27 protein-coding genes are annotated in these 21,620 nt (G+C 67.0%); 16 read left to right on the plus strand and 11 right to left on the minus strand.

What is annotated here, in order from left to right:
* From JWP83_RS10315 to JWP83_RS10325, 3 genes are all read right to left on the minus strand, one after another.
* A partial coding sequence (locus tag JWP83_RS10315; protein WP_297729754.1) for an isocitrate lyase family protein occupies nt 1–2,128 on the minus strand: 2,128 nt, incomplete at its 3' end.
* Between the two features lie 139 nt (nt 2,129–2,267).
* On the minus strand, nt 2,268–2,405 hold the full coding sequence (locus tag JWP83_RS10320; RefSeq protein ID WP_297729661.1) for a hypothetical protein: 138 nt from the start codon (nt 2,403–2,405) through the stop codon (nt 2,268–2,270).
* 14 nt (nt 2,406–2,419) lie between these two features.
* Nucleotides 2,420–3,139, minus strand: a complete 720-nt coding sequence (locus JWP83_RS10325; protein WP_297729757.1) for an MBL fold metallo-hydrolase — start codon at nt 3,137–3,139, stop codon at nt 2,420–2,422.
* A gap of 89 nt (nt 3,140–3,228) precedes the next feature.
* On the opposite strand from JWP83_RS10325, the gene JWP83_RS10330 reads away from it, so the two are divergent.
* The 6 genes from JWP83_RS10330 (at nt 3,229) to JWP83_RS10355 (ending at nt 7,058) form a co-directional block, all read left to right on the plus strand.
* Nucleotides 3,229–3,543 carry a metalloregulator ArsR/SmtB family transcription factor gene (locus tag JWP83_RS10330; RefSeq protein WP_297729664.1) on the plus strand — a complete coding sequence of 105 codons (315 nt, stop codon included), beginning with the start codon at nt 3,229–3,231 and terminating at the stop codon, nt 3,541–3,543.
* Nucleotides 3,540–3,962, plus strand: a complete 423-nt coding sequence (locus tag JWP83_RS10335) for an SRPBCC domain-containing protein (protein ID WP_297729667.1) — start codon at nt 3,540–3,542, stop codon at nt 3,960–3,962. Before JWP83_RS10330 ends, JWP83_RS10335 begins: the two co-directional genes overlap by 4 nt.
* Before the next feature lie 73 nt (nt 3,963–4,035).
* Nucleotides 4,036–5,040 (plus strand): medium chain dehydrogenase/reductase family protein, encoded by a 1,005-nt coding sequence (locus JWP83_RS10340; RefSeq protein WP_297729670.1) that lies wholly within the window; start codon nt 4,036–4,038, stop codon nt 5,038–5,040.
* 43 nt (nt 5,041–5,083) lie between these two features.
* Nucleotides 5,084–5,527 carry an SRPBCC family protein gene (locus tag JWP83_RS10345; protein ID WP_297729673.1) on the plus strand — a complete coding sequence of 148 codons (444 nt, stop codon included), beginning with the start codon at nt 5,084–5,086 and terminating at the stop codon, nt 5,525–5,527.
* A gap of 50 nt (nt 5,528–5,577) precedes the next feature.
* Entirely contained in the window at nt 5,578–6,186 is a 609-nt protein-coding gene (locus JWP83_RS10350; protein ID WP_297729677.1) for a YbhB/YbcL family Raf kinase inhibitor-like protein, read from the plus strand.
* Entirely contained in the window at nt 6,186–7,058 is an 873-nt protein-coding gene (locus JWP83_RS10355; protein WP_297729680.1) for a lipase family protein, read from the plus strand. The genes JWP83_RS10350 and JWP83_RS10355 overlap by 1 nt, the downstream gene beginning before the upstream one ends.
* A 6-nt stretch (nt 7,059–7,064) precedes the next feature.
* Here the strand turns inward: JWP83_RS10355 and JWP83_RS10360 are convergent, their stop codons facing one another.
* Complete coding sequence (locus JWP83_RS10360) at nt 7,065–8,636, minus strand: NAD(P)/FAD-dependent oxidoreductase (protein WP_297729683.1); 1,572 nt, start codon at nt 8,634–8,636, stop codon at nt 7,065–7,067.
* A gap of 108 nt (nt 8,637–8,744) precedes the next feature.
* Between JWP83_RS10360 and JWP83_RS10365 the strand changes: the two genes are divergently transcribed.
* Nucleotides 8,745–9,344: a TetR/AcrR family transcriptional regulator gene (locus JWP83_RS10365; RefSeq protein ID WP_297729760.1), complete on the plus strand. Its 600-nt coding sequence runs from the start codon at nt 8,745–8,747 to the stop codon at nt 9,342–9,344.
* Here JWP83_RS10365 and JWP83_RS10370 read toward each other — a convergent pair.
* Both JWP83_RS10370 and JWP83_RS10375 read right to left on the minus strand, forming a co-directional pair.
* The gene (locus JWP83_RS10370) at nt 9,341–9,889 is read right to left on the minus strand and encodes a TetR/AcrR family transcriptional regulator (protein WP_297729686.1); all 549 of its coding nucleotides are present in this window, start codon (nt 9,887–9,889) and stop codon (nt 9,341–9,343) included. The two genes, JWP83_RS10365 and JWP83_RS10370, sit on opposite strands and share 4 nt — an antisense overlap.
* Nucleotides 9,886–10,230 (minus strand): DUF962 domain-containing protein, encoded by a 345-nt coding sequence (locus JWP83_RS10375; RefSeq protein ID WP_297729689.1) that lies wholly within the window; start codon nt 10,228–10,230, stop codon nt 9,886–9,888. Before JWP83_RS10375 ends, JWP83_RS10370 begins: the two co-directional genes overlap by 4 nt.
* Before the next feature lie 87 nt (nt 10,231–10,317).
* Between JWP83_RS10375 and JWP83_RS10380 the strand changes: the two genes are divergently transcribed.
* On the plus strand, nt 10,318–11,178 hold the full coding sequence (locus JWP83_RS10380) for an alpha/beta hydrolase (protein WP_297729692.1): 861 nt from the start codon (nt 10,318–10,320) through the stop codon (nt 11,176–11,178).
* Between the two features lie 17 nt (nt 11,179–11,195).
* On the opposite strand, the gene JWP83_RS10385 is transcribed toward JWP83_RS10380, so the two are convergent.
* The 3 genes from JWP83_RS10385 to JWP83_RS10395 are packed head-to-tail and all read right to left on the minus strand — an operon-like array spanning nt 11,196 to nt 14,083.
* Nucleotides 11,196–11,909, minus strand: coding sequence for a hypothetical protein (locus JWP83_RS10385; RefSeq protein ID WP_297729695.1), 714 nt, complete (start codon nt 11,907–11,909; stop codon nt 11,196–11,198).
* 15 nt (nt 11,910–11,924) lie between these two features.
* Nucleotides 11,925–13,358, minus strand: coding sequence for a class I adenylate-forming enzyme family protein (locus tag JWP83_RS10390; RefSeq protein ID WP_297729698.1), 1,434 nt, complete (start codon nt 13,356–13,358; stop codon nt 11,925–11,927).
* An 8-nt stretch (nt 13,359–13,366) separates the two neighbouring features.
* Nucleotides 13,367–14,083, minus strand: a complete 717-nt coding sequence (locus JWP83_RS10395; protein ID WP_297729701.1) for a hypothetical protein — start codon at nt 14,081–14,083, stop codon at nt 13,367–13,369.
* Nucleotides 14,084–14,255: 172 nt separating this feature from the next.
* Here JWP83_RS10395 and JWP83_RS10400 point away from each other — a divergent pair, with 172 nt between their 5' ends.
* The 7 genes from JWP83_RS10400 to JWP83_RS10430 all read left to right on the plus strand — a co-directional run bounded on the left by JWP83_RS10400 (nt 14,256) and on the right by JWP83_RS10430 (nt 18,802).
* Entirely contained in the window at nt 14,256–14,738 is a 483-nt protein-coding gene (locus JWP83_RS10400) for a carboxymuconolactone decarboxylase family protein (RefSeq protein WP_297729704.1), read from the plus strand.
* Nucleotides 14,739–14,769: 31 nt separating this feature from the next.
* Complete coding sequence (locus JWP83_RS10405) at nt 14,770–15,399, plus strand: nitroreductase family protein (RefSeq protein ID WP_297729707.1); 630 nt, start codon at nt 14,770–14,772, stop codon at nt 15,397–15,399.
* On the plus strand, nt 15,399–15,893 hold the full coding sequence (locus JWP83_RS10410; protein ID WP_297729710.1) for an SRPBCC family protein: 495 nt from the start codon (nt 15,399–15,401) through the stop codon (nt 15,891–15,893). The genes JWP83_RS10405 and JWP83_RS10410 overlap by 1 nt, the downstream gene beginning before the upstream one ends.
* Nucleotides 15,894–16,048: 155 nt before the next feature.
* Nucleotides 16,049–16,522, plus strand: a complete 474-nt coding sequence (locus JWP83_RS10415; RefSeq protein ID WP_297729713.1) for a DUF4262 domain-containing protein — start codon at nt 16,049–16,051, stop codon at nt 16,520–16,522.
* A gap of 33 nt (nt 16,523–16,555) precedes the next feature.
* Nucleotides 16,556–17,026, plus strand: coding sequence for a hypothetical protein (locus JWP83_RS10420; RefSeq protein ID WP_297729715.1), 471 nt, complete (start codon nt 16,556–16,558; stop codon nt 17,024–17,026).
* Nucleotides 17,027–17,054: 28 nt separating this feature from the next.
* On the plus strand, nt 17,055–18,023 hold the full coding sequence (locus JWP83_RS10425) for an FAD-dependent oxidoreductase (protein ID WP_297729763.1): 969 nt from the start codon (nt 17,055–17,057) through the stop codon (nt 18,021–18,023).
* Nucleotides 18,020–18,802 carry an enoyl-CoA hydratase-related protein gene (locus JWP83_RS10430; RefSeq protein WP_297729718.1) on the plus strand — a complete coding sequence of 261 codons (783 nt, stop codon included), beginning with the start codon at nt 18,020–18,022 and terminating at the stop codon, nt 18,800–18,802. Before JWP83_RS10425 ends, JWP83_RS10430 begins: the two co-directional genes overlap by 4 nt.
* Before the next feature lie 4 nt (nt 18,803–18,806).
* On the opposite strand, the gene JWP83_RS10435 is transcribed toward JWP83_RS10430, so the two are convergent.
* Both JWP83_RS10435 and JWP83_RS10440 read right to left on the minus strand, forming a co-directional pair.
* Nucleotides 18,807–19,199, minus strand: coding sequence for a phage holin family protein (locus tag JWP83_RS10435; RefSeq protein WP_297729721.1), 393 nt, complete (start codon nt 19,197–19,199; stop codon nt 18,807–18,809).
* Between the two features lie 38 nt (nt 19,200–19,237).
* Nucleotides 19,238–20,305, minus strand: a complete 1,068-nt coding sequence (locus tag JWP83_RS10440; protein WP_297729724.1) for an amidohydrolase family protein — start codon at nt 20,303–20,305, stop codon at nt 19,238–19,240.
* 52 nt (nt 20,306–20,357) lie between these two features.
* On the opposite strand from JWP83_RS10440, the gene JWP83_RS10445 reads away from it, so the two are divergent.
* A complete protein-coding gene (locus tag JWP83_RS10445) occupies nt 20,358–21,620 on the plus strand; it encodes a sialate:H+ symport family MFS transporter (protein WP_297729727.1) in 1,263 nt (420 codons plus the stop codon).

The following is a 21,620-nucleotide window of genomic DNA, read 5'->3' on the forward strand; positions in this document are numbered from 1 at the left end:
TGTCGTCGGTGGGCGTGAGGTAGTGCACCGAGCCGATCTTGTAACGATGGATGAGGAACAGCTGCGCCAGCGTCATGAGACGCTTCCTGCGCAGTTGGGTATCGAAGGTGTTCTGGTCGCGGATCGATAGGATATTACGGCCCCGTCGATCCTGGATCTTGTCGAAGATCACGTTCGCTGCCTTCTCGCCGCTCGCGCCAAGGATGGCGAGCTCCAGGAGCTCCGAGCCCGAGGTGTGCGGCTTGAGCGAGACCTTCAGCTTCCCGCTCAGGCCATGCTTCGCGCGCCACAGGTCGAGCCACTCCTCGAGCAGCTTCGGCGGGACCTCGGTGAGCACGATGTGCTGGAACTGCGTCGAGCCCTTGCCCATCGCCTTCGTCGTGGCGGTCCGCCCGGCGAGCGCCATCAGGCCGGCGTCGGCGCGCGGGCCGCCAACGAGCGTCTGCGGCGTGCGGTACGGCGACTCGAGGAGCCGGAATTTACGCTGCAAGCGCGCGAGGGCGAGCATGCCCTCCTCGCGGAGCGCGCGCGCGAACTCCTCGCCGGCGAGGCCGTCGATCTGATGGCCGCCATAGGTGATGAAGTTGAAGACGAAGCCCATCTTCCCGAGCTCTTCGGGGAACTGCTTCATCTCCTCGTCGGTCATGCCGGTGGTGTCCCAGTTGAACGACGGCGAAAGGTTGTAGGCCAGCATCTGCTCGGGGAACTGGGCGTGGATGGCCTCGGCGAACTCCCGGGCGTCGGCGAGATCCGCTGTCTTCGTTTCCATCCAGAGGATGTCGGCGAACGGCGCGGCCGCGAGCGACTTGGCGATCGCGTACGGAATGCCGCCGCGGACCTGGTAGTACCCTTCGGGGGTCCTTGCCAGCTCGGGGCTCCACGGCGGGTCGACGCCCAGCTCCCTCGCCTTCTCGCGGGCTGCGTAGTGGGATGTCCGCGCGGCGAACTTCCGCCACTCCTCGGGACTCATGCTCGCCGGCTCGCCTTCGCGTTCGCCGAATGCGAGGAATTCCGCTACGGCATCGTGGTAGGTCATCAGCCCGGCGTCGTCCTCCCAGGCGGCCACGAACCGCGACTCGACCTGGTCGAAGAGGTCGTCGATCGTGTCCTTACCGTTCTCCCGCCAGGTGTTGACGGCGTCGGAGGCCAGGCCCAGGATGCCCTGCCGCTCCAGCCACGCGTGGGCGATGCCGTACTCGCCCTCGGCAAGGGCATATAGGAGGTGACCGTTGAGCTCCTTGACGCCCAGCTCGTAGAAGCGCCGCACCAGCGCCAGGAAACAGCCCTTGTAGGAAGGAATGTCCAGGTTGGTCGCTCCCAGCAGGAACGCCTGATCGCGCTCGTCGGAGTTGCTGTCGATCAGGTTGGCCGCCTCGGCGTCGGTGCGCGCGACGATGATGCCGGGCACCCGCATGACGTCGAGCTGGAAGCGGGCGGCGTTGAGGCGCTTGATCTGTTCGTCCGACGGCACCAGCACCTTGCCGCCCTGATGACCGCACTTCTTGGTACCCGGACGCTGGTCCTCGATGTGATATCCGGGAACGCCGACCTCGACGAAACGTCGGATGAGGTTGCGCACGTGCGGGTCGCCGCCGTGGCCAGTGTCAGCGTCGGCGATGATGAACGGCCGGAAGTCGTATTGCTTGGCGGTGGCGCGCTGCCGCTCGCTCATCTGTCGACGCTGGTATTGCTGATTCCGGTCGGCGGTGAGGAGCGCGCGCACGAGCACCGCCGCGTCGTCGGGCACCTGGCTCAACGGATAGCTCGCGAGGTCGGGTCCGGGGTCTTCGGTCGTTGAGCCCTTGGCCGAGGTCGCCCATCCGCCGAGGTAGATCCCCTCGATCCCCATCCGCTTCATGCTCACCGCCTGACCGGGCGAATACGGGCCGAACGTCGTGATGCTCTTCTTCGCCGCGAAGAGTTCGCGCAGCCGGTCATAAAACGCCGCCGCCGCTTCTCGCGCCACGGTGTAGTCGGTCGGAATGATGCCGCGCTGCTCGGCGACCTGGCGGGCCGTGTACAAGCGGGTGATCCCGGCAAAGCGCGAACCCTCGAAGTATCGCTGCGTAGCCTCGACGTCCTGCTCGAACGGCGTGCGGACAGGTGTGTCCGTTTCGATGATGGCCATGGGGTTACGCTCCTCTTCAGCAGATTCCGCTGTTCGTGAGTTTATCCCCGGACATGGCGGTTCAATCAGGGGTCGATGGTCCCGAGCCAAAACCGTTGCCTTGGCGTACTCCGACATTCCGGGTCGCTGCGAGGCGCGGTCATCCGAGACCCTGCGCTGCAATACTTTTCGTGGACGGAACACCGCGAACCAGCAAAGCGTTGACGATCGAGCCACCGGCGCGGGCGAAATTCTGGAAGATGTCGATGCCGCTGCGCTCGTTATGGATCAGCGTCAACGACCCGGACGCCCTCATCGCCGCCTGCCACGTGCCTTCAACCAATCCCGCTGCCGACGGATGAACTCGGCGTCGACGGTCGTCCCGTGGCCCGGGACATAGATGGCTTGGGGCCCGCCGATCGCGAGCACCCGATCAAGCGTCGCCGGCCAGGCCGCCAAATCGGAATCGGCGTCGATCGCGGGGTCGGCGGATTCCTCGACGAGGTCGCCGGTGAACACCACGACCCGGCCGTCGCCATCGTCCGACGCCACGACCACCAAATCCGACGCGGTGTGGCCACGGCCCGGGTGCGCGACCGTTGCGGTGCGGTCCCCGAGGTCGATGACGGCGTCATTGATCGCGTGTTGCGGAGGGCGCAGGGCCGCGATCGCGCGGTCGATCTCGAAGGCGTCCGCGCCGTTGCCCAGCGCGTCGGCGCGAAGCTGGTCGGTCGCCGTCGATAGGCACTCGACGACCTCGGGTGCGCAATACACGTTTGTTCCGGAGGCGTCTGCGAACGCCGACGAGCCCAGGACGTGATCGAAGTGCTTGTGCGTCAACACAACATGCGTAACCGGGCGCCCCGCAATGCGGCGGACGTCGGCGTCGATCGCGGCGGCTTCGACGAGCGTGGTGCCGGTGTCGACGAGCAGCGTCCCGGTCCGGCCGAGCACCAGCCCGATCGTGACGTCGCAGAACGGGAGGCGACAGCGATGCACGCCGGCGGTGAGCTGCTCCCAAGCGAAATGCACAACAAGGACGGTAGCCGCGCCCGCGGCACGGCAGCAGAACGCGTCGGAAAAAGTTGACATGTCGGGAATTTCCGACATATATTGCCGGCGTGGCCGCCGCCGATCGCGTCTTTCTTGCCGTGGCCAACCCGGTGCGGCGGGAGCTGCTGGAGATCCTGGCCGGACGACCGTTGTCCGCGGGGGAACTCAGCGACCGGTTCGAGCTCAGCCGCCCGGCCGTCGCCGAGCACCTCAAGGTGCTGCGTGACGCCGGGCTGGTGGCCGACGAGCCGCAAGGCCGCCGGCGCATCTACCGCCTGACCGCGCAACCGCTGGCAGAGCTGGGTCAGTGGCTGCATCCGTTCGAGAAGTTCTGGCGTGCTCGACTGGCCGGGCTCGCCGAGGCAGCAGAGGAGCTGGAATGACCGAGACACACCGGGCGGGCAAAACGCCCGTGACGATCCGCGTGGACCAATTCGTCGCGGCGCCACCGGAGAAGGTCTGGCGGCTGCTGACCGAACCGGCGCTGATGCGACTGTGGTGGGCCGAGGGTGAAGTGGCCGCGGTGGTTGGCCACCAGTTCACCCTGGAGATGCCGGGCTACGGCAAGCAACCCTGCAAGGTGCTCGAGGTGGATCCCCCGCACCGCTTCGTCTACACGTTCACCGAGGCCTGGACGCTGAGCTGGCGGCTCGAGCCGGAAGGTAGCGGCACTCGGGTGTTCTTGGAGCACAGTGGTTTTGACCTGAGCGACAAGAGGATGGCCGAGGCCTTCGACCGCATGGGCCACGGCTGGCGCGACGTCGTTCTCCCCCGCCTCGCCGAGGCCGCCGCGCGGGGATGAGCCGCTTGGCGGCGTGTGCGACGATCAGCGGGTAGATCCGCTCGCGGGTTTGAAAAGAACACGAGGGAACACGATGCGCGCAGTCGTCATCACCAAGCACGGCGACCCGTCGGTCCTGCGGGTGCAGGAGCGGCCGGACCCGCCACCCCCGGGCCCGGGACAGCTGCGGGTCGCCGTACGGGCGGCGGGGGTCAACTTCGCCGACCACCTCGCCCGCGTCGGCATGTATCCCGACGCGCCGAAACTCCCGGCGGTGGTTGGCTACGAAGTCGCCGGGACCGTCGAGGCCGTCGGCGATGGTGTCGACCCCGACCGCGTGGGCGAACGCGTGCTGGCCGGCACGCGATTCGGTGGCTACGCCGAGATCGTCAACGTGGCGGCGAACGATTCCGTGACGCTCCCCGATGCGTTGAGCTTCGAACAGGGCGCCGCCGTCCCGGTGAACTACGCGACCGCCTGGGCGGCGCTGCACGGTTATGGGTCGCTGCGCGCCGGCGAGCGGGTGCTGGTGCACGCCGCCGCCGGCGGGGTCGGCATCGCCGCCGTCCAATTCGCCAAGGCCGCCGGGGCCGAGGTGCACGGCACCGCGTCGCCCGGAAAGCACCAAAAGTTGGCCGAGCTGGGCGTCGACCGGGCCATCGACTACCGCCGCGACGGCTGGTGGAAGGGCCTCGACCCCTACGATCTGGTGCTCGACGCGCTGGGCGGCACGTCGCTGCGGCGGTCCTATGCGCTGCTGCGCCCGGGCGGAAGGCTTGTGGGCTATGGCGTTTCGAACATGCAGCACGGCGAGAAGCGTTCGCTGCGCGCGGCCGCGCCGCACGCGTTGTCGATGCTGCGCGGGTTCAACCTGCTCGACCAGCTCTCGGAGTCGAAGGCCGTGATCGGCATCAACATGCTGCGGCTGTGGGACGACCGCGGCACGCTCGAGCCCTGGATCACTCCGCTGGCCAAGGCGCTCGACGACGGCACGATCGCCCCCGTCGTCCATGCGGCGGTCCCCTTCGCCGAGGCGCCGGAAGCGCACCGGATCCTGGCGGCCCGGGAGAACGTCGGCAAGGTCGTGCTGGTGCCCTGAGTTCTAGCGTTTTTAGCGCAGTGACAGTGGCTATTTATCCCCCATGGCTATCACCGATTCCCGCGAAGTCGTCATCGACGCGACGCCGGAGGAAATCATGGACGTGCTGCTCGACCTCGAGTCGTTAACCGAATGGTCCTCGTTTCACAAGAAGGTCGAAATCCTGGAGCGCGACGGGGAGGGCCATCCGAGCAAATCGCGGCAAACGGTGAAAATCGTGGGCGTCAGCGACGAGCAGGTGCTCGACTATTCCGTCCACGACGACGGCGTGGGCTGGACGCTCGAGAGCTCCAAACAGCAGCGCGCGCAGGAGGGCCGCTACACCCTGACGCCCGACGGCGATGCCACCCGGGTGCGTTTCGACCTGACCGTGGATCTCTCCGCGCCGGTCCCGGGATTCCTGGTCAAAAGGGGTGCCAAGGGGCTGATGGAGACGGCAACCGACGGCTTGCGTAAGCGCGTCCTCGAAGTCAAGGGCGGCAACTAGGCTCCGAACGGCCCTTTCGGACCGACCGCCGGCGAGCGACACTGTCCTGTATGAAATCGACACTGGCGAGCACGTTTCACCGCATCGCGTCGGTCACGGCCGGGCTGGCGCTCCTCGTCGCGCTGGTCGCCTGCGGCGGTCAGGGTGGCAGCCGGACCACGGGCCCGCTGACACCGAAGGTGACGACCCTCGGCCGGACCATCGCGCAGGCGCCCGCCGACGGGCCGCTGACGATCAGCAGCCCGGCGTTCCCCGACGGTGCGCCGATCCCCGCGCAGTACACCTGCAAGGGGGCCAACGTCGCGCCACCGTTGGTGTGGTCGGCGCCGTTGGGAGGGGCGCTGGTCGTCGACGACGCGGACGCGCCGCGCGGGCCCTACGTGCACTGGATCGTCGCTGGAATCCCACCCGGTCCCGGAAGCACCGCGGATGGCCAGACTCCCGCCGGAGGCAGCAGCCTGCCGAACTCGGCCGGGGAGGCCGGCTACAGCGGGCCCTGCCCCCCGGCGGGCACCGGGGTGCACCACTACCGGTTCACCCTCTATCAGCTTCCCGCCACCTACCAGCTCCCCGCGGGGCTCGTCGGGGTGCCGGCGGCACAGGCGATAACGCGGGCCGCGGCGGGGCAGGCGCAGTCCACCGGAACGTTCCAAGGCTGATGACCCAAGCGGGCGCCATGCCGACGCTACCGGCATTGGACGTAACGAAGGCAATCCAATTCGGCCAGCTCGTCAACGCGACCTACGCGACGTCGCCCGGCGATTTGACGGACAAGGCCGGTCAGGCCGTGAGCGCCGGCGGCGTCGACTACACCGTGGTCAAGACGATCTACGCCAACGATCTGGCAACCGACATGAATCCGAGCCGGGCCGAGAATGAAGTGTCCATCGGACTGATCTGCCAAGAAGACAAAACCGGTGACGTGGCGATCGCGATCCGCGGCACCGAGGGAACGCTGGAATGGATTCACGACGCCGAGTTTTTCCAGGTGCCATGTCCGTTCCTGGCCGGCGCCGGCCACACGGAAGACGGCTTCACCGACATGTACGAGTCCCTGCGGACCGGGGCCAAGCCGGATTCGCCGACGGTGGTCAACGCGCTGCCGAAGCTTCCGTTCCCGCAGGCCGTCGGCTCCGTGACGATCTGCGGGCACAGCCTGGGAGGAGCCCTGGCAACGCTGCTCGCCCTCGACGTGGCGGCGAACACGGCATTTACCGGTCCGGCCGTTTACACCTATGGCAGTCCGCGCACCGGGGATTCGCTGTTCGCGAGCACCTACGACCAGGTGGTCAAGAACTCGTCCCGCATCGCAAACCGCCTGGACATCGCCACCGCGCTGCCGCCCCCCTTGGACTATGAGCACGTACTAAATCCGTACTGGCTGAACCCGGTTCGGTTGGTGCCGCTTCCGCCGAAGGCCCTGGTCAAATACACACTGTCATGCGAACATTCGCTCGCGACCTACCTGTACCTGCTGTCCCTGCAATCCGGCGGCCCGGCGCTTCCCCTGGAACCCGCCTGCACACCCTGAAACGCCTCAGGCCATGTCGTCGAGCGCCTGATAGCCCGCGTTGTATCCGGGCGTGAACGTGATGCCCGGCCCTCCATGGCATCCCGCGCCGCCGAGGTAGAGGCCGCCGATCGGAATCGGAAAGTCGAGGAATCCCTTGGGGCCGGGGCGGTTGGGTCCCATCAGGTCCGGATGCAGCAGCCCATGGCAGAAGTCGCCTGAGGGTGCGCCGAACATGGTGTTCATGTGGTACGGCGCAAACGTGATTTGGCGAATCACGATGTCCTTGAAGTTCGGGGCCAGCCTGGTGATCTTGTCGATGACCCGTTGTGCCATCTCGTTTTTCAGATGCCCGTGCTGGTCGCGGTCGACTTCGACCGGGAAGGCGTAGGCGAACGCGCTCGCCGCGTGCTTACCGGACGGCGCCATGCTCGGGTCGTGCACGGAGGGGATCTGCATGCCCATCGACGGGTTGTCCGGGACGATGCCCCGCCGGCAATTTTCCCAGTGCAGCTGTTGCTCTTCCGGGGCGCCGAAGATGCCGACCGACTGCTGCATGCCCTCCTCGTTCAAAAACTCATAGGGCGGGGCGAACTCGGGCAGCCCGTCAAGGGCGAAGTGGATCTGCACGAAAGACGCGCGGTGATCGCGCCCGGACAGGCGTGAGACCAGCTCCGCGGGAACGTGTTCGGACGCGATGAGCTCCGTCAGGGTCGTGTCGGGCGAGAGGTTGGACACCACGATCGGTGCGGTCATCGTCGATCCGTCACGCAACCGCACCCCGGTCACCGCACCGTGGTCGACGAGGATCTCCTCCACCTTGGTGCGGAATCGGATCTCGCCGCCGTGGGAGACAAACAGCTCGCGCAGGTGGTCGGTGAGCGCACCGATGCCGCCCTTGAGCTTGGTCATCATCGCGGTGCTGCCTGTGTCGTCCTGGGGGACTGCCAGAGCGAACGCCAGGCAGGTGGCGCTGCCCGGTGTGTAGGGGCCGCGGTAGGTGGAATTGATGGCGAGAAACGCCAGCATCCCCCGCATGACCGCGTGCTTGTCCTTGTCGGGCAGGTAGCGGTCGATCACGTCCATCGCCGACCCGAACAGCATTTCGTGGATCGCCCGCCGTTCGGCGTCGTTGGCCGCGCAGGCATACATCTCGTCGAGGGTCTTGGGCGGCTGGCGAACGTCGAAGCGGCCCAGGGCCTTTGCGGGCCCCTGGCTCCACCCGATCAGTTCGGCCATGCCGGTCACCGCTTCGATGCCGTGCTTCTCGCCGAGGTGCGTCATCAGTTGCATCGGGTCGCGGTAGAAGACCATCGGCTCCTCGCCGTGGTCGCCGATGTTGGTGGACATCACGTCGGGTTCCACCGTGGGCAAGGTGTCCAGTCCGAGGTCCTTGGTGATCTGGCTTGCCGTCGGGAACTGCACCGAACCGGCGATCTCGTAGCGGAAGCCGTCGATCAATTCGACGGTCGCCGCCATGCCGCCCGCATACGTGTTGCCTTCCAGGCACAGCGTGCGCAAGCCCGCACGCTGCAAGATCGCGGCCGCGGTCAGCCCGTTGTGTCCGGCCCCAACGACGATTGCGTCGTAGTCAGTCATCGCTTGTCCTCCCTCGGTTGGCGCGTGACAAGAATATGTCAGTACTGACATAATTGGAAGATGTCAGTAATGACGGATTCCGGCGGGCTGGGATACCATCGCGGTGACATGACCGCGCCGACCAACCGCCATGAGCAACGCCGACGATCGACGCATGAGGCGCTTCGCCAGGCCGCGTTGAAGAGCTTCGCGCGCAAGGGATTTGCCAACGTGACGGTGACCGAGCTGGCCCGGGAGGCCGGCGTCACCGAGCGCACGTTCTTCCGGCATTTCCCGACAAAGGAGGCCGTGCTCTTCCAGGACTACGAGACACAACTGGAATGGCTGGCCGAGGCGCTCGCGCGGCGCCCGGCCTCGGAATCCCTGTTCGACGCGGTGCTGGCGAGCGTCGCCGCCTTCCCCTACGACCTCGAAGTGGTGCGCCAGGCCGCGACGGCCCGCGCGGAGCTGATCGGTGCGGAACGCATCGCCGGGCACCTGCGGGTGGTGCAATCGTCGTTTGCCCGGGTGCTGACCGAGTTCGTCCGCAACCGCAACCCGGGGACGGCGAACGTCGACCTCGGCGCCGAGGTCGCGGGCTCCGCGCTGGCCGCGGCTCTCGTTGTCGCAGTGGAGAATTGGGGCCGCAACGGCTGCGTAGGCGACCTCGGTGAACTCGTGGCCGCGAGCCTGGATCTGCTGCGCTCGGGATTGGCGTCGCTCGCCTAATCCGTGGGCGTGCGGGTGGCGAGCCGAAGCAATCCGCGGCGTAGCTGCTTGTCACGCTTACCGGCGGCGAGCTCGATCAGGGCGATCTCGGCGACCGCCGCGACCAGCAGCGCGGCAACCGGTTCCGGCGGCGCCCATCCAAGTGCGACCAGATCGGGCGCAATCTGTGTGGCCGCGTTGTCGTTGCGGGCGGCGACCAAATCGCTCAGCCCCGCCTCGGTGCGTGACTGGACGAGCAACGCCTTGGTGGCCGGCTCGGCCAGGCAGCCGTCGAGGTAGGCGTCCATCCCCGCCTCGAGCCGCTCGCGGCCGGGCGGCAGGTCGCCCATGGCGGCGGCAATCGAGTCCTGCAGATCGTCATGGAACCGGGCGTGCAATGCCCGCACATACTCGGACCGGCTGGGCCAATGCTGATAGAAGCTGCCTTTCGCCATGCCGGCCTCGGCGACGATCGCGTTGACGGAGATCCTGGCCAGGTCGGCCGAGCCCAGCAGCCGCTGTCCCGCGTCCAGCAGCGCATTGCGTCCCGGTTCGGGCGATCTCACGGGACCCTCCGCGGGCCCTCGACTTTGCGCTGGCTGCGGCGGGCCAACATTTCGCCGTACTGCTCGCAGACGTGGATCACGCCGGTCAGTTGATAGGTGATCCATCCCTTGTGGGTCGACGGGAGGTTCTTCTCGAACAGCCGATGGCCGAGGATCTGTACGGCCCATCCGGCGACGAACATAACCGCACCGAGCCTTGGCTTGGCGAAAACCAGCGGCATGCCGGCCGCGATGATCGGCGTGCCGACGAGATGCGTGGCCCGTACCCCCTTGGAGGTGTGTTGCGTTCGGTAGTAGGCCATCTTGTCCGCAAAGGGCGCTTCGGGTGGCGGGGCTTGCATTCCAGGTCCCTTCTTGTCAGGCCGTTCCCATCGATGTAGCGTAACCCATGACCGACCAGTCGGTCAAAGCTCACGAGAGGAAATCCCGTGGCGACTGTTCAAACCCGCGCCGGGCGCGTTGCCTACCACGAATCCGGTAGCGGCCCAACCGTTTTGTTGCTGCATGCCGCGCTGCATGACCGGCATGACTTCGACCCTGTCGTCGAGACGCTCGCCAGAAACTATCGCACCATCGCGGTGGACTGGCCCGGCCACGGCGAATCCGATCCCGTCGACTCCCCCTTGGAGGCCAGCGCGCCGCTCTTCGCGGACGTACTCGAAGACGTCGTCGAGGGGCTGGGCCTGTCGGGGGCGGTGTTGATCGGGAATTCCGTCGGCGGGTTTGCGGCCGCGCGGCTGGCGGTCAATCGCCCCGAGCGCGTCGCGGGTCTAGTCCTCGTCAACACGGGCGGGTTCGTGCCGTTGACTCCATCGGTTCGGAGCTTTTGCCGGGTGCTCGGCACGCCGGCGGTGTTCCGCCGGGCCGCTCCCCTGTTCGTCCGCGGCTACATGAAGGCCCGGACCGACCACGACCGGCGGATCGCCGAGCGTGCGACCGCGGTGGCGAAAACGCCCGAGGGCATCCGCACTGGAGCGGCACTGTGGCGAAGCTTCGCCACGCCCGAGCACGACCTGCGCGACCGCGCCGGTGAGCTGTCCGTGCCCACCCTCGTCGTGTGGGGCAAGAAGGACATCGCCATACCGCTGCGTGCGGGCCGCGCGACCCGCGACGCCATCGCCGGTTCCCGGCTGGAGATCCTCGACACCGGGCATGTGGTTTTCTCGTCGGATCCCGACGGCTTTCTCGCCGTCACCGAGCCGTTCCTGGAATCGGTCAGCCGTCGTGTGTGCGCCGATGGCGACGACACGCCGAGGAACCCCGCGGGGAGCTCACACCGAAAGCCCTGAGCGCACACGCAGTTCGCTCAGTACAGGGGTGACCAGTCCGACGTGCGCAGCAGCCGGCTCTCCCACTGATCGCGAAACTTCAGCGCCTCGAACATGTAGCTGCCCGGCACCCGTTGCTCGGGCGGGACCTCCTTGGTGAGCAGATGGACGAGGGCCGCGTAGTTGTTGGAGTCGTCAATCTTCTGCCACAGCATGGCTTCTCGCCGGCGGTAGCTCCCATGAGCCACCTGGAAGCACGCCTGGATGTCGAGGATCCGCATACCGGCCGGCGCCTTGGACAGCGGCCGATAGTAGATCTCGTCCCAGGACCGGATGTAGTCGTCCAGCGGCGCGTGGGGCCACCCGGTGTCCTCCATGAACAGGCTCAGCGGGTGGGTCTCACCGTTGGTGGGCACCCCGGCCAGGTCGACCGTCTGCAGCGGTGACCATGAGACGGGCAGCAGTAGCTTGCCCGTCACTTCGTGGCGCAGGTTGTCCAGCTCGCGCATCCATGGCCGAAGGTCGCCGGTCTGGGCGCGGTGGACCAGGCTTTCCCACGCCGCGCCGTCGCTGATTGCGGTAATGGTGACCACGTTGTAAGAGACCCCGGAGCCGTGGGCGTGGTTGGTGTACCACAGCAGCCGGGCACTGTCTTCGTTGGCCAGCGTGGGCATCCAGCCGTCGCGGTAGGCGGCTTCGAATTCCTCCTGCCGTGCGCCGACCACCCTATGGGTCTCGTGAAGAAACAGCACTGGCACTCCCTGGTCTCAGGCACTATCCAAGATAATCGCGGCGATCTGACGCCGGCTGACCTTGCCGGTCGCGTTGTAGGGGATATCGTCGACGATCGCCAGCCGCTCGGGCAGCTTGAAGTAGGCGATCAGCTCGCGGCAATGCGATCGCAACTGCTCGAGTGTCACTGGGGCGCAAGCCACTACGGCGGCCCCGACCCGCTGGCCGAGCTCGTCGTCGGCGACGCCGGCGACCGCCACGTCGCTCACCGCCGGATGCGAACGCAATGCCTCCTCGACTTCGACCGGTCCGAACTTCTCTCCCCCACGGTTGATCGTGTCACTGCGCCGGCCGCACGGGAAGATGTAGCCGTCTGCATCCTGGCGGGCGAGATCACCGGTGTGCAGCCAGCCTTCGGTGACGTTCTGGGTGGTGTGCACCCACAGCTCGCCGACCGTTCCCGGCGCGACGTCGTCGCCGGTGGCGGGGTCCACCACTCGCACGTCGACCCCGGGTAGCGGCCGGCCGACCGAACCGGCCCGGGCCGGATCGCGGTGATCCTGCGGTAGCAGGGTCGTGTACGCGCCCAGCGTCTCGGTCTGGCCGAAAACGTTGGCGAACGCCACGTGCGGAAGCGCGGCCATTGCCCTGCGCACCAAGGCAATTGGCGCGGCCGCGGCCCCGTACGCGATGGCGACCAGAGACGTCAGGTCGCTGGTCGCGAAGTCGGGGTGATCCAGGATGCGCTGCAGCATCGTCGGCACCATGAAGGTGGTCGTGACCCGATGCTGCGACACCAGCCGCAGCCACTCGCCGGCGTCGAAGCGCGGCTGCACCACCGACGTGTTGCCCGAGTACAGACTGCCGAGCGTGCCCAGCGCGCCGCCGACGTGGAAGAACGGGACACACATCATGCCCACCGCGGGTGCGGCGCCCGCCCGGAACGGCGCCGCCATTCCCCTGATCCGCGCGGTGAGCTGCCGGCCGGTGATGCCGACGGCCTTGGGAAGTCCGGTCGTGCCGCTGGTAAACAGCACCAGGGCTTCCCCGTCATCGGCGGGCAGCGCGGGCTCGGGTCCGTCACCGGTTAGGTCGGGCCCCGTTAACACCGTCGGTGCACCCGCGTCGCGCAGCCGGTCGACGTACGGCTCCCCCGCGACCGCCACATCGGCGCAGCCGGCGCTTTTCAGGAGTCCCTGTAGCTCCGGCGGCGTCAGCGCGGGATTCATCAGCGTGGCGGCGGCGCCGATGCGCGCCGCCCCGAGCAAAGTCGCGATCGACAGCAGGCTGCCGTTGTCGACGACCGCGACGCGCTGGCCGGCAACCACGCCCCGGGCCGCCAGGGCGGCGGCGCTCCGCCGCACCGTCGCCGCCAGCTCGCGGTAATTGATGGTGCGCCCGTCGATGATCAGGGCAGCCCGGGTGGGATCGCCGGTCGCGGCGGCGTCGAGGATCGTCCCGGTGTTCATCCGCGGTCCTAATACAGGGGCGACCACGTGGAGGTGCGCAGCAGCCGGCTGGTCCACTGGTCGCGCAGGTCCAGGGCGTCGTACATCCAGGTCCCGGGGGCGCGGTACTCGGCGGGGATATGGGTCCGGAGCAGATCGAGCAGCGCCTCCGGCCTACTGATGCGCTGCATCAGGATCACCTCACGGCGCACATGGCTGCCGAGGGCGGGCTGGAATGCGGCGTGCATGTTCAGCATGGATGAGGGTTCGTCGAGCCCCTTGGCGTAGACCTCACCGCATCTGACGATGTACTCCTCGAACTTGTCCTCGTAGGGCCACATGGTGTCTTCCATGTAGAGGCTCATCTCGTGCTCTCGCCCATCGACCGGCACCTCGTCGAGGCGCACCTCCTTCAGCGGCGACCACGGGAGCGGTACCAGCAGCTTGGCGTCGACCTCATGGCGGAGCTCGTCGAGGTTGCGCATCCACTCCTGGAGATCGCCCTTCTGCACCCGCTCGGTCAGCCGTTCCCATGCCGCTCCGTCGCGAACGCCGGTCACCGTGATCACTGTGTAGGCGGGACCACTGCCATGCGCCTGGTTCGTGTACCACAGCAACCGCGCGTCGTTCCCGGCGGCGAGCATGGGCATCCAGCCCTCTCGAAACGTGGCCTCGAAGTCATCCTCGAGGCGGCCGCGGACCTTGTGCACCTCGTGCATGAACAGCACGCACAGACCTCCCAACATGGGACGCTCGCCCGATGAACGCCCTCAATCAACGGACCGTAGCCGACCAAATCTTCGGGTCCGCGCCGGGTATGCGTATGCACAATTGCATGCCAGCGCCGACCTAGACAGCCGAGTTGAGAATCTGGTTTGCTCGACTAGGTAACGATCTTCACGGGGCAGGAGTTCACGGATGGCCCGAGTAAACGTCCCGGATGGCCCCGGTGGCGAAGCCGCCATGATTTGGTCGCTTCGACCGCAGCTGGGCTCCATGGTCGAGCGGATGATTCGGGGTGCATACCAGCAGAGCATTCTGCCGGCCGAGGAGCGCGAGCTGGCCCGGATGCGAATCGCTCAGATCAACGACTGCGTCGCCTGCTCGGACTTCCGCGCCCAATCGGTGCTGGACGCCGGCGTGGCCGCCGAGCTCTACGACAACGTCGCCGCGTACGCCAGCTACCCCGGCTACACCCCGCGCCAGCGCCTGGCCATCGAGTACGCGGAGCGCTTCGCCAACGACCACGCGTCGATGGACGACGCGTTCTTCGAGCGGCTGCGGGAGGCGTTCTCCGATGAGGAGATTCTCGATCTCACTCTGTGCGTCGCGGTGTTTCTCGGGCTGGGGCGTTCGCTGACCGTCCTGGGTGTCGACCAGTCCTGCGCGATCGAGCTCTAACCAGCCTTCAACCAGCAATGCGAAGGATCCAATGGACATCGCCTCGGTCGACGAGTTGCTGACCACCACGCGGGCAGTGCGCAGACGCCTCGACCTGAACCGGCCGGTCGGTCGCGAGGTGATCCTCGAGTGCATACGGCTCGCGACGCAGGCGCCCACGGCAAGCAACGCGCAGGACTGGCGATGGCTGGTGATCACCGACCCCGACAAGCGCGCCGCGATCGGCGACATCTATCGAAGCGTCGGTGCCGAATATCTGGCTTCCGCGGCCAAGGAGGCCTCGGATCCGCAGACCCAGCGCGTGTACGCCGGCGCACTGGCCCTGACCGACACGCTGGCGCGGGTGCCCGTGCACGTCATCCCCTGCCTGGATAACCGCATCGATAACACCAATCTGCTGACGGCGGCGTCGTCGTGGGCATCGATCATCCCGGCCGGCTGGAGCTTCCTGCTGGCCCTGCGGTCCCGCGGGCTGGGATCGGTCTGGACGACGATGCACCTGGCCAAGGAGCAGGAGGTGGCCGAGTTGCTCGGCATTCCGCCCACGGCCACCCAGGCCGCGCTGTTCCCGGTCGCCTACACCATCGGCACTGACTTCCGGCCGGCCTCGCGGCCGCCCGCGGAGACCGTCACCTTCTGGAATAGCTGGGGAGCAAGCTGATGCAGTCCTACACCGTGCGATTCCACGTCGATGCGCCGCCGAGGAAGGTATGGCGGGTGCTTCATCCGCCGGCGCCGCCGAACGCGCCGCGGCCGCGGGTCCTCGAGTGGCCCTCCGGCAGCATGGAAATCCTCAACGAAGGCAACGAGGCCGGCGAGGGCCTGGTCCGCACCTGCATCTTCGAAGTGCCCAAGTACCTGCTTACCGGTGGCAGGGCGCGGTCGTGGGAGACGGTGACCGAGGCGGAGACGAACAAGCTGTCGCGCTACGTGGCGGTCGGTGCGCCACTGTGGTCCCGCGCGGAGGGTTATCACCAACTCGAGGAGCAGCCCGACGGCACCACCGTGCTGACCTTCCACGAGACCTACCACGCCTACAACCCGGTGCTGCGCTTCTTCCTCGAGCGTCCCGTGCACGCGAAGATTTCTCGCGACAACCTCGAGACGTACGAGCATGCGCTGGGTTACGCCGGCAAGGTGCGTCGGCTGACGTAAGCAAGCCTCTGGTGCATTGCGAGCGTGCGCATTTGTACAGCCGATGCGGCGTGTCGTCGTACAGACACGCACGCTCAGCGAGCGACACCAAACATGTCAGACCCTGGGTGCATCGTGGCGGCAAGCACGATGAAAGGGGACTTGCGATGTGCTGGATGTGCGACCACCCGGGCAGCGCCGTAGACGACTACCTCGACGTGATCCGCGGGAAGATTCGCGGCCGAGGCTGGACGGTGCAGTACGTCGAGGACGATCGAATTCCGTACGCATACACGATCGGCATGACCCGCCACGGGTTGCCCGAGTTCTTGATGACCGGCATCTCCCCGGAGCGGGCGCTCGAGTTGCTGGGCGGCATTGCCGAAGCAGCAGCGGAGGCGGCCTGGGATGTCGATGTGCCCAAACCCGGCGCCCGACTCACGCTTCCTGGCCCGACTCTTGTCGAAGTCGTTGAGGTCGAACACCCCGACGCGCACCTGAACGCCGCGATCGCCATCTACGGGAGCGAGGTAAGGGGCCTCCAACTGGTGTGGTCCGACTGGCGTGGCCACTGGCCGTGGTCGCCGAGCTTCAACAGCGGTCGAGCCATCCAACCGGTCCTCGGTGTGCGCGCGACAACACAGATGTGAAATGGGCTGCTCAGCCCGGTACGCTGCTGTTCTATGAGGTTTAAAGCAGGCGCACCGGTCGCGGCACGATACGTCGCCGCCGGACTGCTGGTTGCGGGCTGGGCGGCGACCGCGTCCGTGGCGGTCGCCGGCGCCGATCCGGAGCCGACGCCGCCGCCCGGGCCGAAGACGACGATCGACCACGACGGCACGTTCGCGGTGGGGAGTGACATCCCGCCGGGGATTTACAGCTCAGCGGGACCCGTCGGCAACGGGACGTGCTACTGGAAGCGGCTGGGTAACCCCGACGGCAACCTCATCGATAACGCGCTGAGTAAAAAGCCGCAGGTAGTGCAGATCGATCCGGGCGACAAATCGTTCAAGACAACGGGCTGCCAGCCCTGGCAGCTGACTCCCGACGCCGCTCCGCCCGCTAGTACACCGCCTGCAGGCGTGCAGGGCACTCTGGGCATCCTCAACGGGCTGCTCGGCGGCCAGAATGGCCAGCAACCGCCCCATTCCTGACGGGAGCCTGCTGCCATTGACAAGTGACGTGGGTGACCCGCAACCGATCGTCGTTGTTGGCGCCGGCGTCAGCGGATTGACGTCGGCCGTGTGCCTGGCCGAAGCGGGCCGGCCGGTGCGGGTGTGGGCGGCCGCGATGCCACAACAGACGACCTCGGCGGTGGCCGGCGCGGTATGGGCACCCCCGCGGCCGGCCGAACGCGCCGCCCAGACCCTGGGTTGGACCGAACACTCCCTGCGGGTGTTCCGCGACTTGGCCGACGACCCGGGCACCGGAGTCCGCATGGCGCCGGCGCTGGCCGTCGGGGAATTCATGGGGGCCGAGGCGGCCTCGCCCGCTGCCAAGCTGATCCCCGACCTGCGGCCCGCCGACCCGGCCGACGTCCCACCGGGCTTCGGCACCGGGTTCCGCGCCACCATGCCGATGATCGACATGCCGCAATATCTCGACTACCTGACCCGGCGGCTGGCCGCGGCCGGCTGCGAAATCGAGGCGCGCCCGGTCCGGTCGCTGGCCGAGGCCGCCGACACCGCACCGATCGTCGTCAACTGTGCCGGGCTCGGCGCGGGGGCGCTGACGGACGACGACTCGGTGCGGCCGCTGTTCGGGCAGCACGTCGTCCTGGCTAATCCAGGTCTGCGGCAACTGTTTATCGAGCTGAACCAGGGCCCGGAATGGACCTGCTTCTTCCCGCATCCGCGGCGCGTGGTCTGCGGGGGCATCAGCATCCCGGATCGCTGGGACACCACCCCGGATCCCGAGGTGACCGACCGCATCCTGCAACGGTGCCGCGAGATCGAGCCACGGCTCGGCGACGCCGAGGTGATCGAGACGATCACCGCGCTGCGGCCGGACCGCCCGTCGGTGCGAGTGGAGGCCGAGCCGCTCGGGCGGGCGCGGTGTGTCCACAACTACGGCCACGGCGGCAACGGCGTGACGCTGTCGTGGGGTTGCGCGCGCGACGTGGTGCGGCTGGTCGATGGGGTTGCGGGTTGAGCATCGACTACCGGCTGGACGCCCACATCGCCACCATCACGATCAACCGTCCCGAGACGCGAAACTCGCTGGACATGGCCCATTTTCGTGACTTGGCCCAGGCGTGGGCGGCGTTCCGCGACGACGATCGGGCCTGGGTCGCGGTGATCACCGGCGTGGGCCGGGACTTCTGCACGGGAGCCGACCTCAAGAAATTCATCCCGGAACTCACCGGTGACCTGCCCAAGCCCGAGGGGTGGAACAAGGACGACGCCATCCACGCCGTCCTGCATCGGTTCCCGGTGTACAAGCCGATCGTCGCCGCCGTAAACGGGACGTGCGTCGCCGGCGGCTTCGAGATGCTGACCTCCACCGACATTCGAGTCGCCGTCCCCGAGGCGCGCTTCGCGGTGATGGAGCCCAAGCGCGGTCTCTTCGCCGGCGGCGGGAGCACAGTGCGGTTGCCGCGTCAGATGCCCTACCCGTTGGCGATGGAGCTGCTGCTGACGGCCGACATGGTGGACGCGGAACGAGCCGTGGCCATGGGACTGATCAACCGGGTGGTCCCGGCGGACCGACTGATGGACACCGCCTACGACTTCGCCGAGCGCGTTGCGGCGAACGCGCCGCTCGCGGTCTTCGCGACGAAGCAGTCAGCCGTGGAAGGTTTGGCGCTCGACCTCAACTCGGCCTACGACAACGAAACCCGGCACAGCGACCGCGTTTTCGAGACCGAGGACGCCAAGGAAGGGCCGCGCGCGTTCGCCGAGAAGCGACCGCCGCGGTGGCGGGCCCGTTGAGCCCTCAGGCGCGAGTGACGTCGCGAATGACCAGCGACAGCACCCAGCTCACGATGGACAGCATGATGGCGGCCCAGATCGCCGTCCACCAGAAATGGTCGATCTCGAGTCCCCAGTGGGTGGTATGCACGGTGATCCACGCGGTGATCCACAACATCAAGGCGTTGATCACGATATGGAACAGGCCGAGGGTCACGATGTACAGCGGGATCGACAAGATCTGAACGATCGGCTTGATGAACGCGTTGACCAGACCAAAGATCACGGCGACGACGAAGATGATGCCGACGGTCTGAGCGGTGGTGTTGCCGCCGACGAATCTCATCCCGTGCACGAAGAGGGTGACGATCCACATTGCAAGTCCGCTCAAAGCGGCGCGAAGCAGAAAAGGGCCCATTCGGGAGATCCTGCCACCGCACGCTCCGGACGTCAGCCTCAGTTCAAGTTGTAGAAGCGCTGCGCGTTAAGCCCGCCGATCTTTTCGCGGGCCTCCTCGCTGATGTCCGCGCGGGTTCGCAGGTGCTTCGTGCTCTCCGGCCATTCGCCGTCCCAATGCGGGTAATCGCTGGCGAACATGATGAAGTCGGCGCCGAGCACATCGATCACGCCGGGCAGGATCGGTTCCTCCGGCTCACACGTCACGAAGATGTTGCCCGCGGCCAGGTACTCGTGCGGATCGCGGCGCCAGCCGCGCTCGACCCAGTCCCCCCGCTTCTCGTAATGCTCGTGCAGGCGATCGATGAAGAACGGGACCCACCCCGCGCCCGCCTCGAGGAAGGCGACCCGCAACTGGGAATGCCGCTCGAAGACGCCGCCGGAGACCATCGCGGTCATCGCCGTCACCTGGTCGAACGGAAAGCTGATGCAGTGCACCTGAATGTAATTGGTGAAGCGGTCCACGCCGATCTTCGGCAGGTGAATGCCGGGGGCGCCGTGAATGCCCAGCGGCATCCCGAGCTCGACGGCGGCGGCGTAGAACGGATCGAGGTCCGGGTGGTCGAGGTTGCGGGTCTTGAGCGCGGGCGGGACCAGGGTCGCCACCAGCCCGAGCTCTTTGGCTTCGGTCATGACGTCGATGGCCGCTTGGCCGTGTTCGATCGGGGTGACGGCGACGCCGCGCAACCGGCCGCCCGAGGAGGCGCAGTAATCCGCGATCCACTGGTTGTAGAGCCGCGAGAATCCCGCGGCGAATTCCGGATCCTCGAGACTGGGCGCGCACAATCCCATGCTCGGATACAGCACCATCGTGTCGATGTGGTCGCGGTCGGCGTCGCCCAGCACGCCCTCGGCTGAGCGGCAATTGATGTCGGGTGCCTTGCTGATCCCGTGTTCGGGCGGGCAACCCGCGCCAGGACCCTGGTCCTCCGGGTAATTGCGGCCTTCCAATGTCAACCGCAGCCGCCCGTCACTGCTGGGCCTGACGTGGTCGGGCCAGCGCTTGATCGCTTCGATCGCCAGCGAGGAGTTCTCGGCGACGTGTCCATCGGCGTCGATGATTCGCATGTATCCGGAACTTACTCTCGCGCATCGCCGCCCGGTACTGCACGATGCTCAAGTGACAACACAACGGTTGACGGCCGATCAGCGGAATTCGTTCGTTGCGGCTTTGCTGGGCTGGACGATGGACGCCTTCGACTACTTCATCGTCGTGCTCGTCTACGCCGACATCGCCAAGACGTTCCACCACAGCAAGGCCGAAGTCGCGTTCGTCACCACCGCCACCCTGATCATGCGGCCCGTCGGCGCGTTGCTGTTCGGGCTGTGGGCGGACCGCGTCGGTCGGCGGCTCCCCCTGATGGTCGACGTGATGTTCTACTCCGTGGTGGGGTTCCTGTGCGCGTTCGCCCCCAATTTCACCGTCCTGGTGATCCTGCGGCTGCTGTACGGCATTGGCATGGGCGGTGAGTGGGGGTTGGGGGCCGCGCTGGCCATGGAGAAGGTTCCCGTCGAGCGCCGTGGGTTTTTCTCCGGGCTGCTGCAGGAGGGTTACGCATTGGGCTATCTGCTGGCGAGCGTCGCATCCCTGGTGGTGATGAACTGGCTGGGCTTGTCGTGGCGCTGGCTGTTCGCGTTGAGCATCATCCCGGCACTGATCAGCCTGATCATCCGATACCGGGTGCAGGAGTCCGAGGTCTGGGAAGCCGCGCAGGACCGGATGCGCCTCACCAGCACCAGGATCCGTGACGTGCTGCGCGACGCCGGGATTGTGCGCCGGTTCATTTACCTGGTGCTGTTGATGACCGCGTTCAACTGGATGAGCCACGGCACCCAGGACGTCTACCCGACCTTCCTGACGGCGACCACCAACCACGGTGCCGGCCTGTCCAGCGTGACTGTCAAATGGATCGTCATCGTCTACAACGTCGGTGCCATCATCGGCGGCCTGTTCTTCGGCACGATGTCACAGCGGTTCAGCCGCCGCTACACCGTGGTGTTCTGCGCGTTGTTGGGCCTGCCGATCGTGCCGCTGTTCGCCTACTCGCGCACCGCGGCGATGTTGTGCCTCGGCTCGTTTCTGATGCAACTCTGCGTGCAGGGCGCGTGGGGGGTGATCCCAGCCCATTTGACCGAGCTGTCACCGGACGCGATCCGCGGCCTCTACCCCGGCGTGACCTACCAGCTCGGGAACCTGTTGGCCGCGTTCAACTTGCCCATCCAGGAACGCCTGGCCGAGTCGCACGGCTATCCCTTTGCGTTGGCGGCGACGATCGTGCCGGTGCTGATCGCCGTGGCATTCCTCACGCTGATTGGCAAGGACGCCACGGGGATTCGCTTCGGCACCTCCGAAAGCGCCTTCCTCCCAACCGAAATGACCTGA

This window comes from Mycobacterium sp. (assembly GCF_025965855.1).
Taxonomy (GTDB): domain Bacteria; phylum Actinomycetota; class Actinomycetes; order Mycobacteriales; family Mycobacteriaceae; genus Mycobacterium.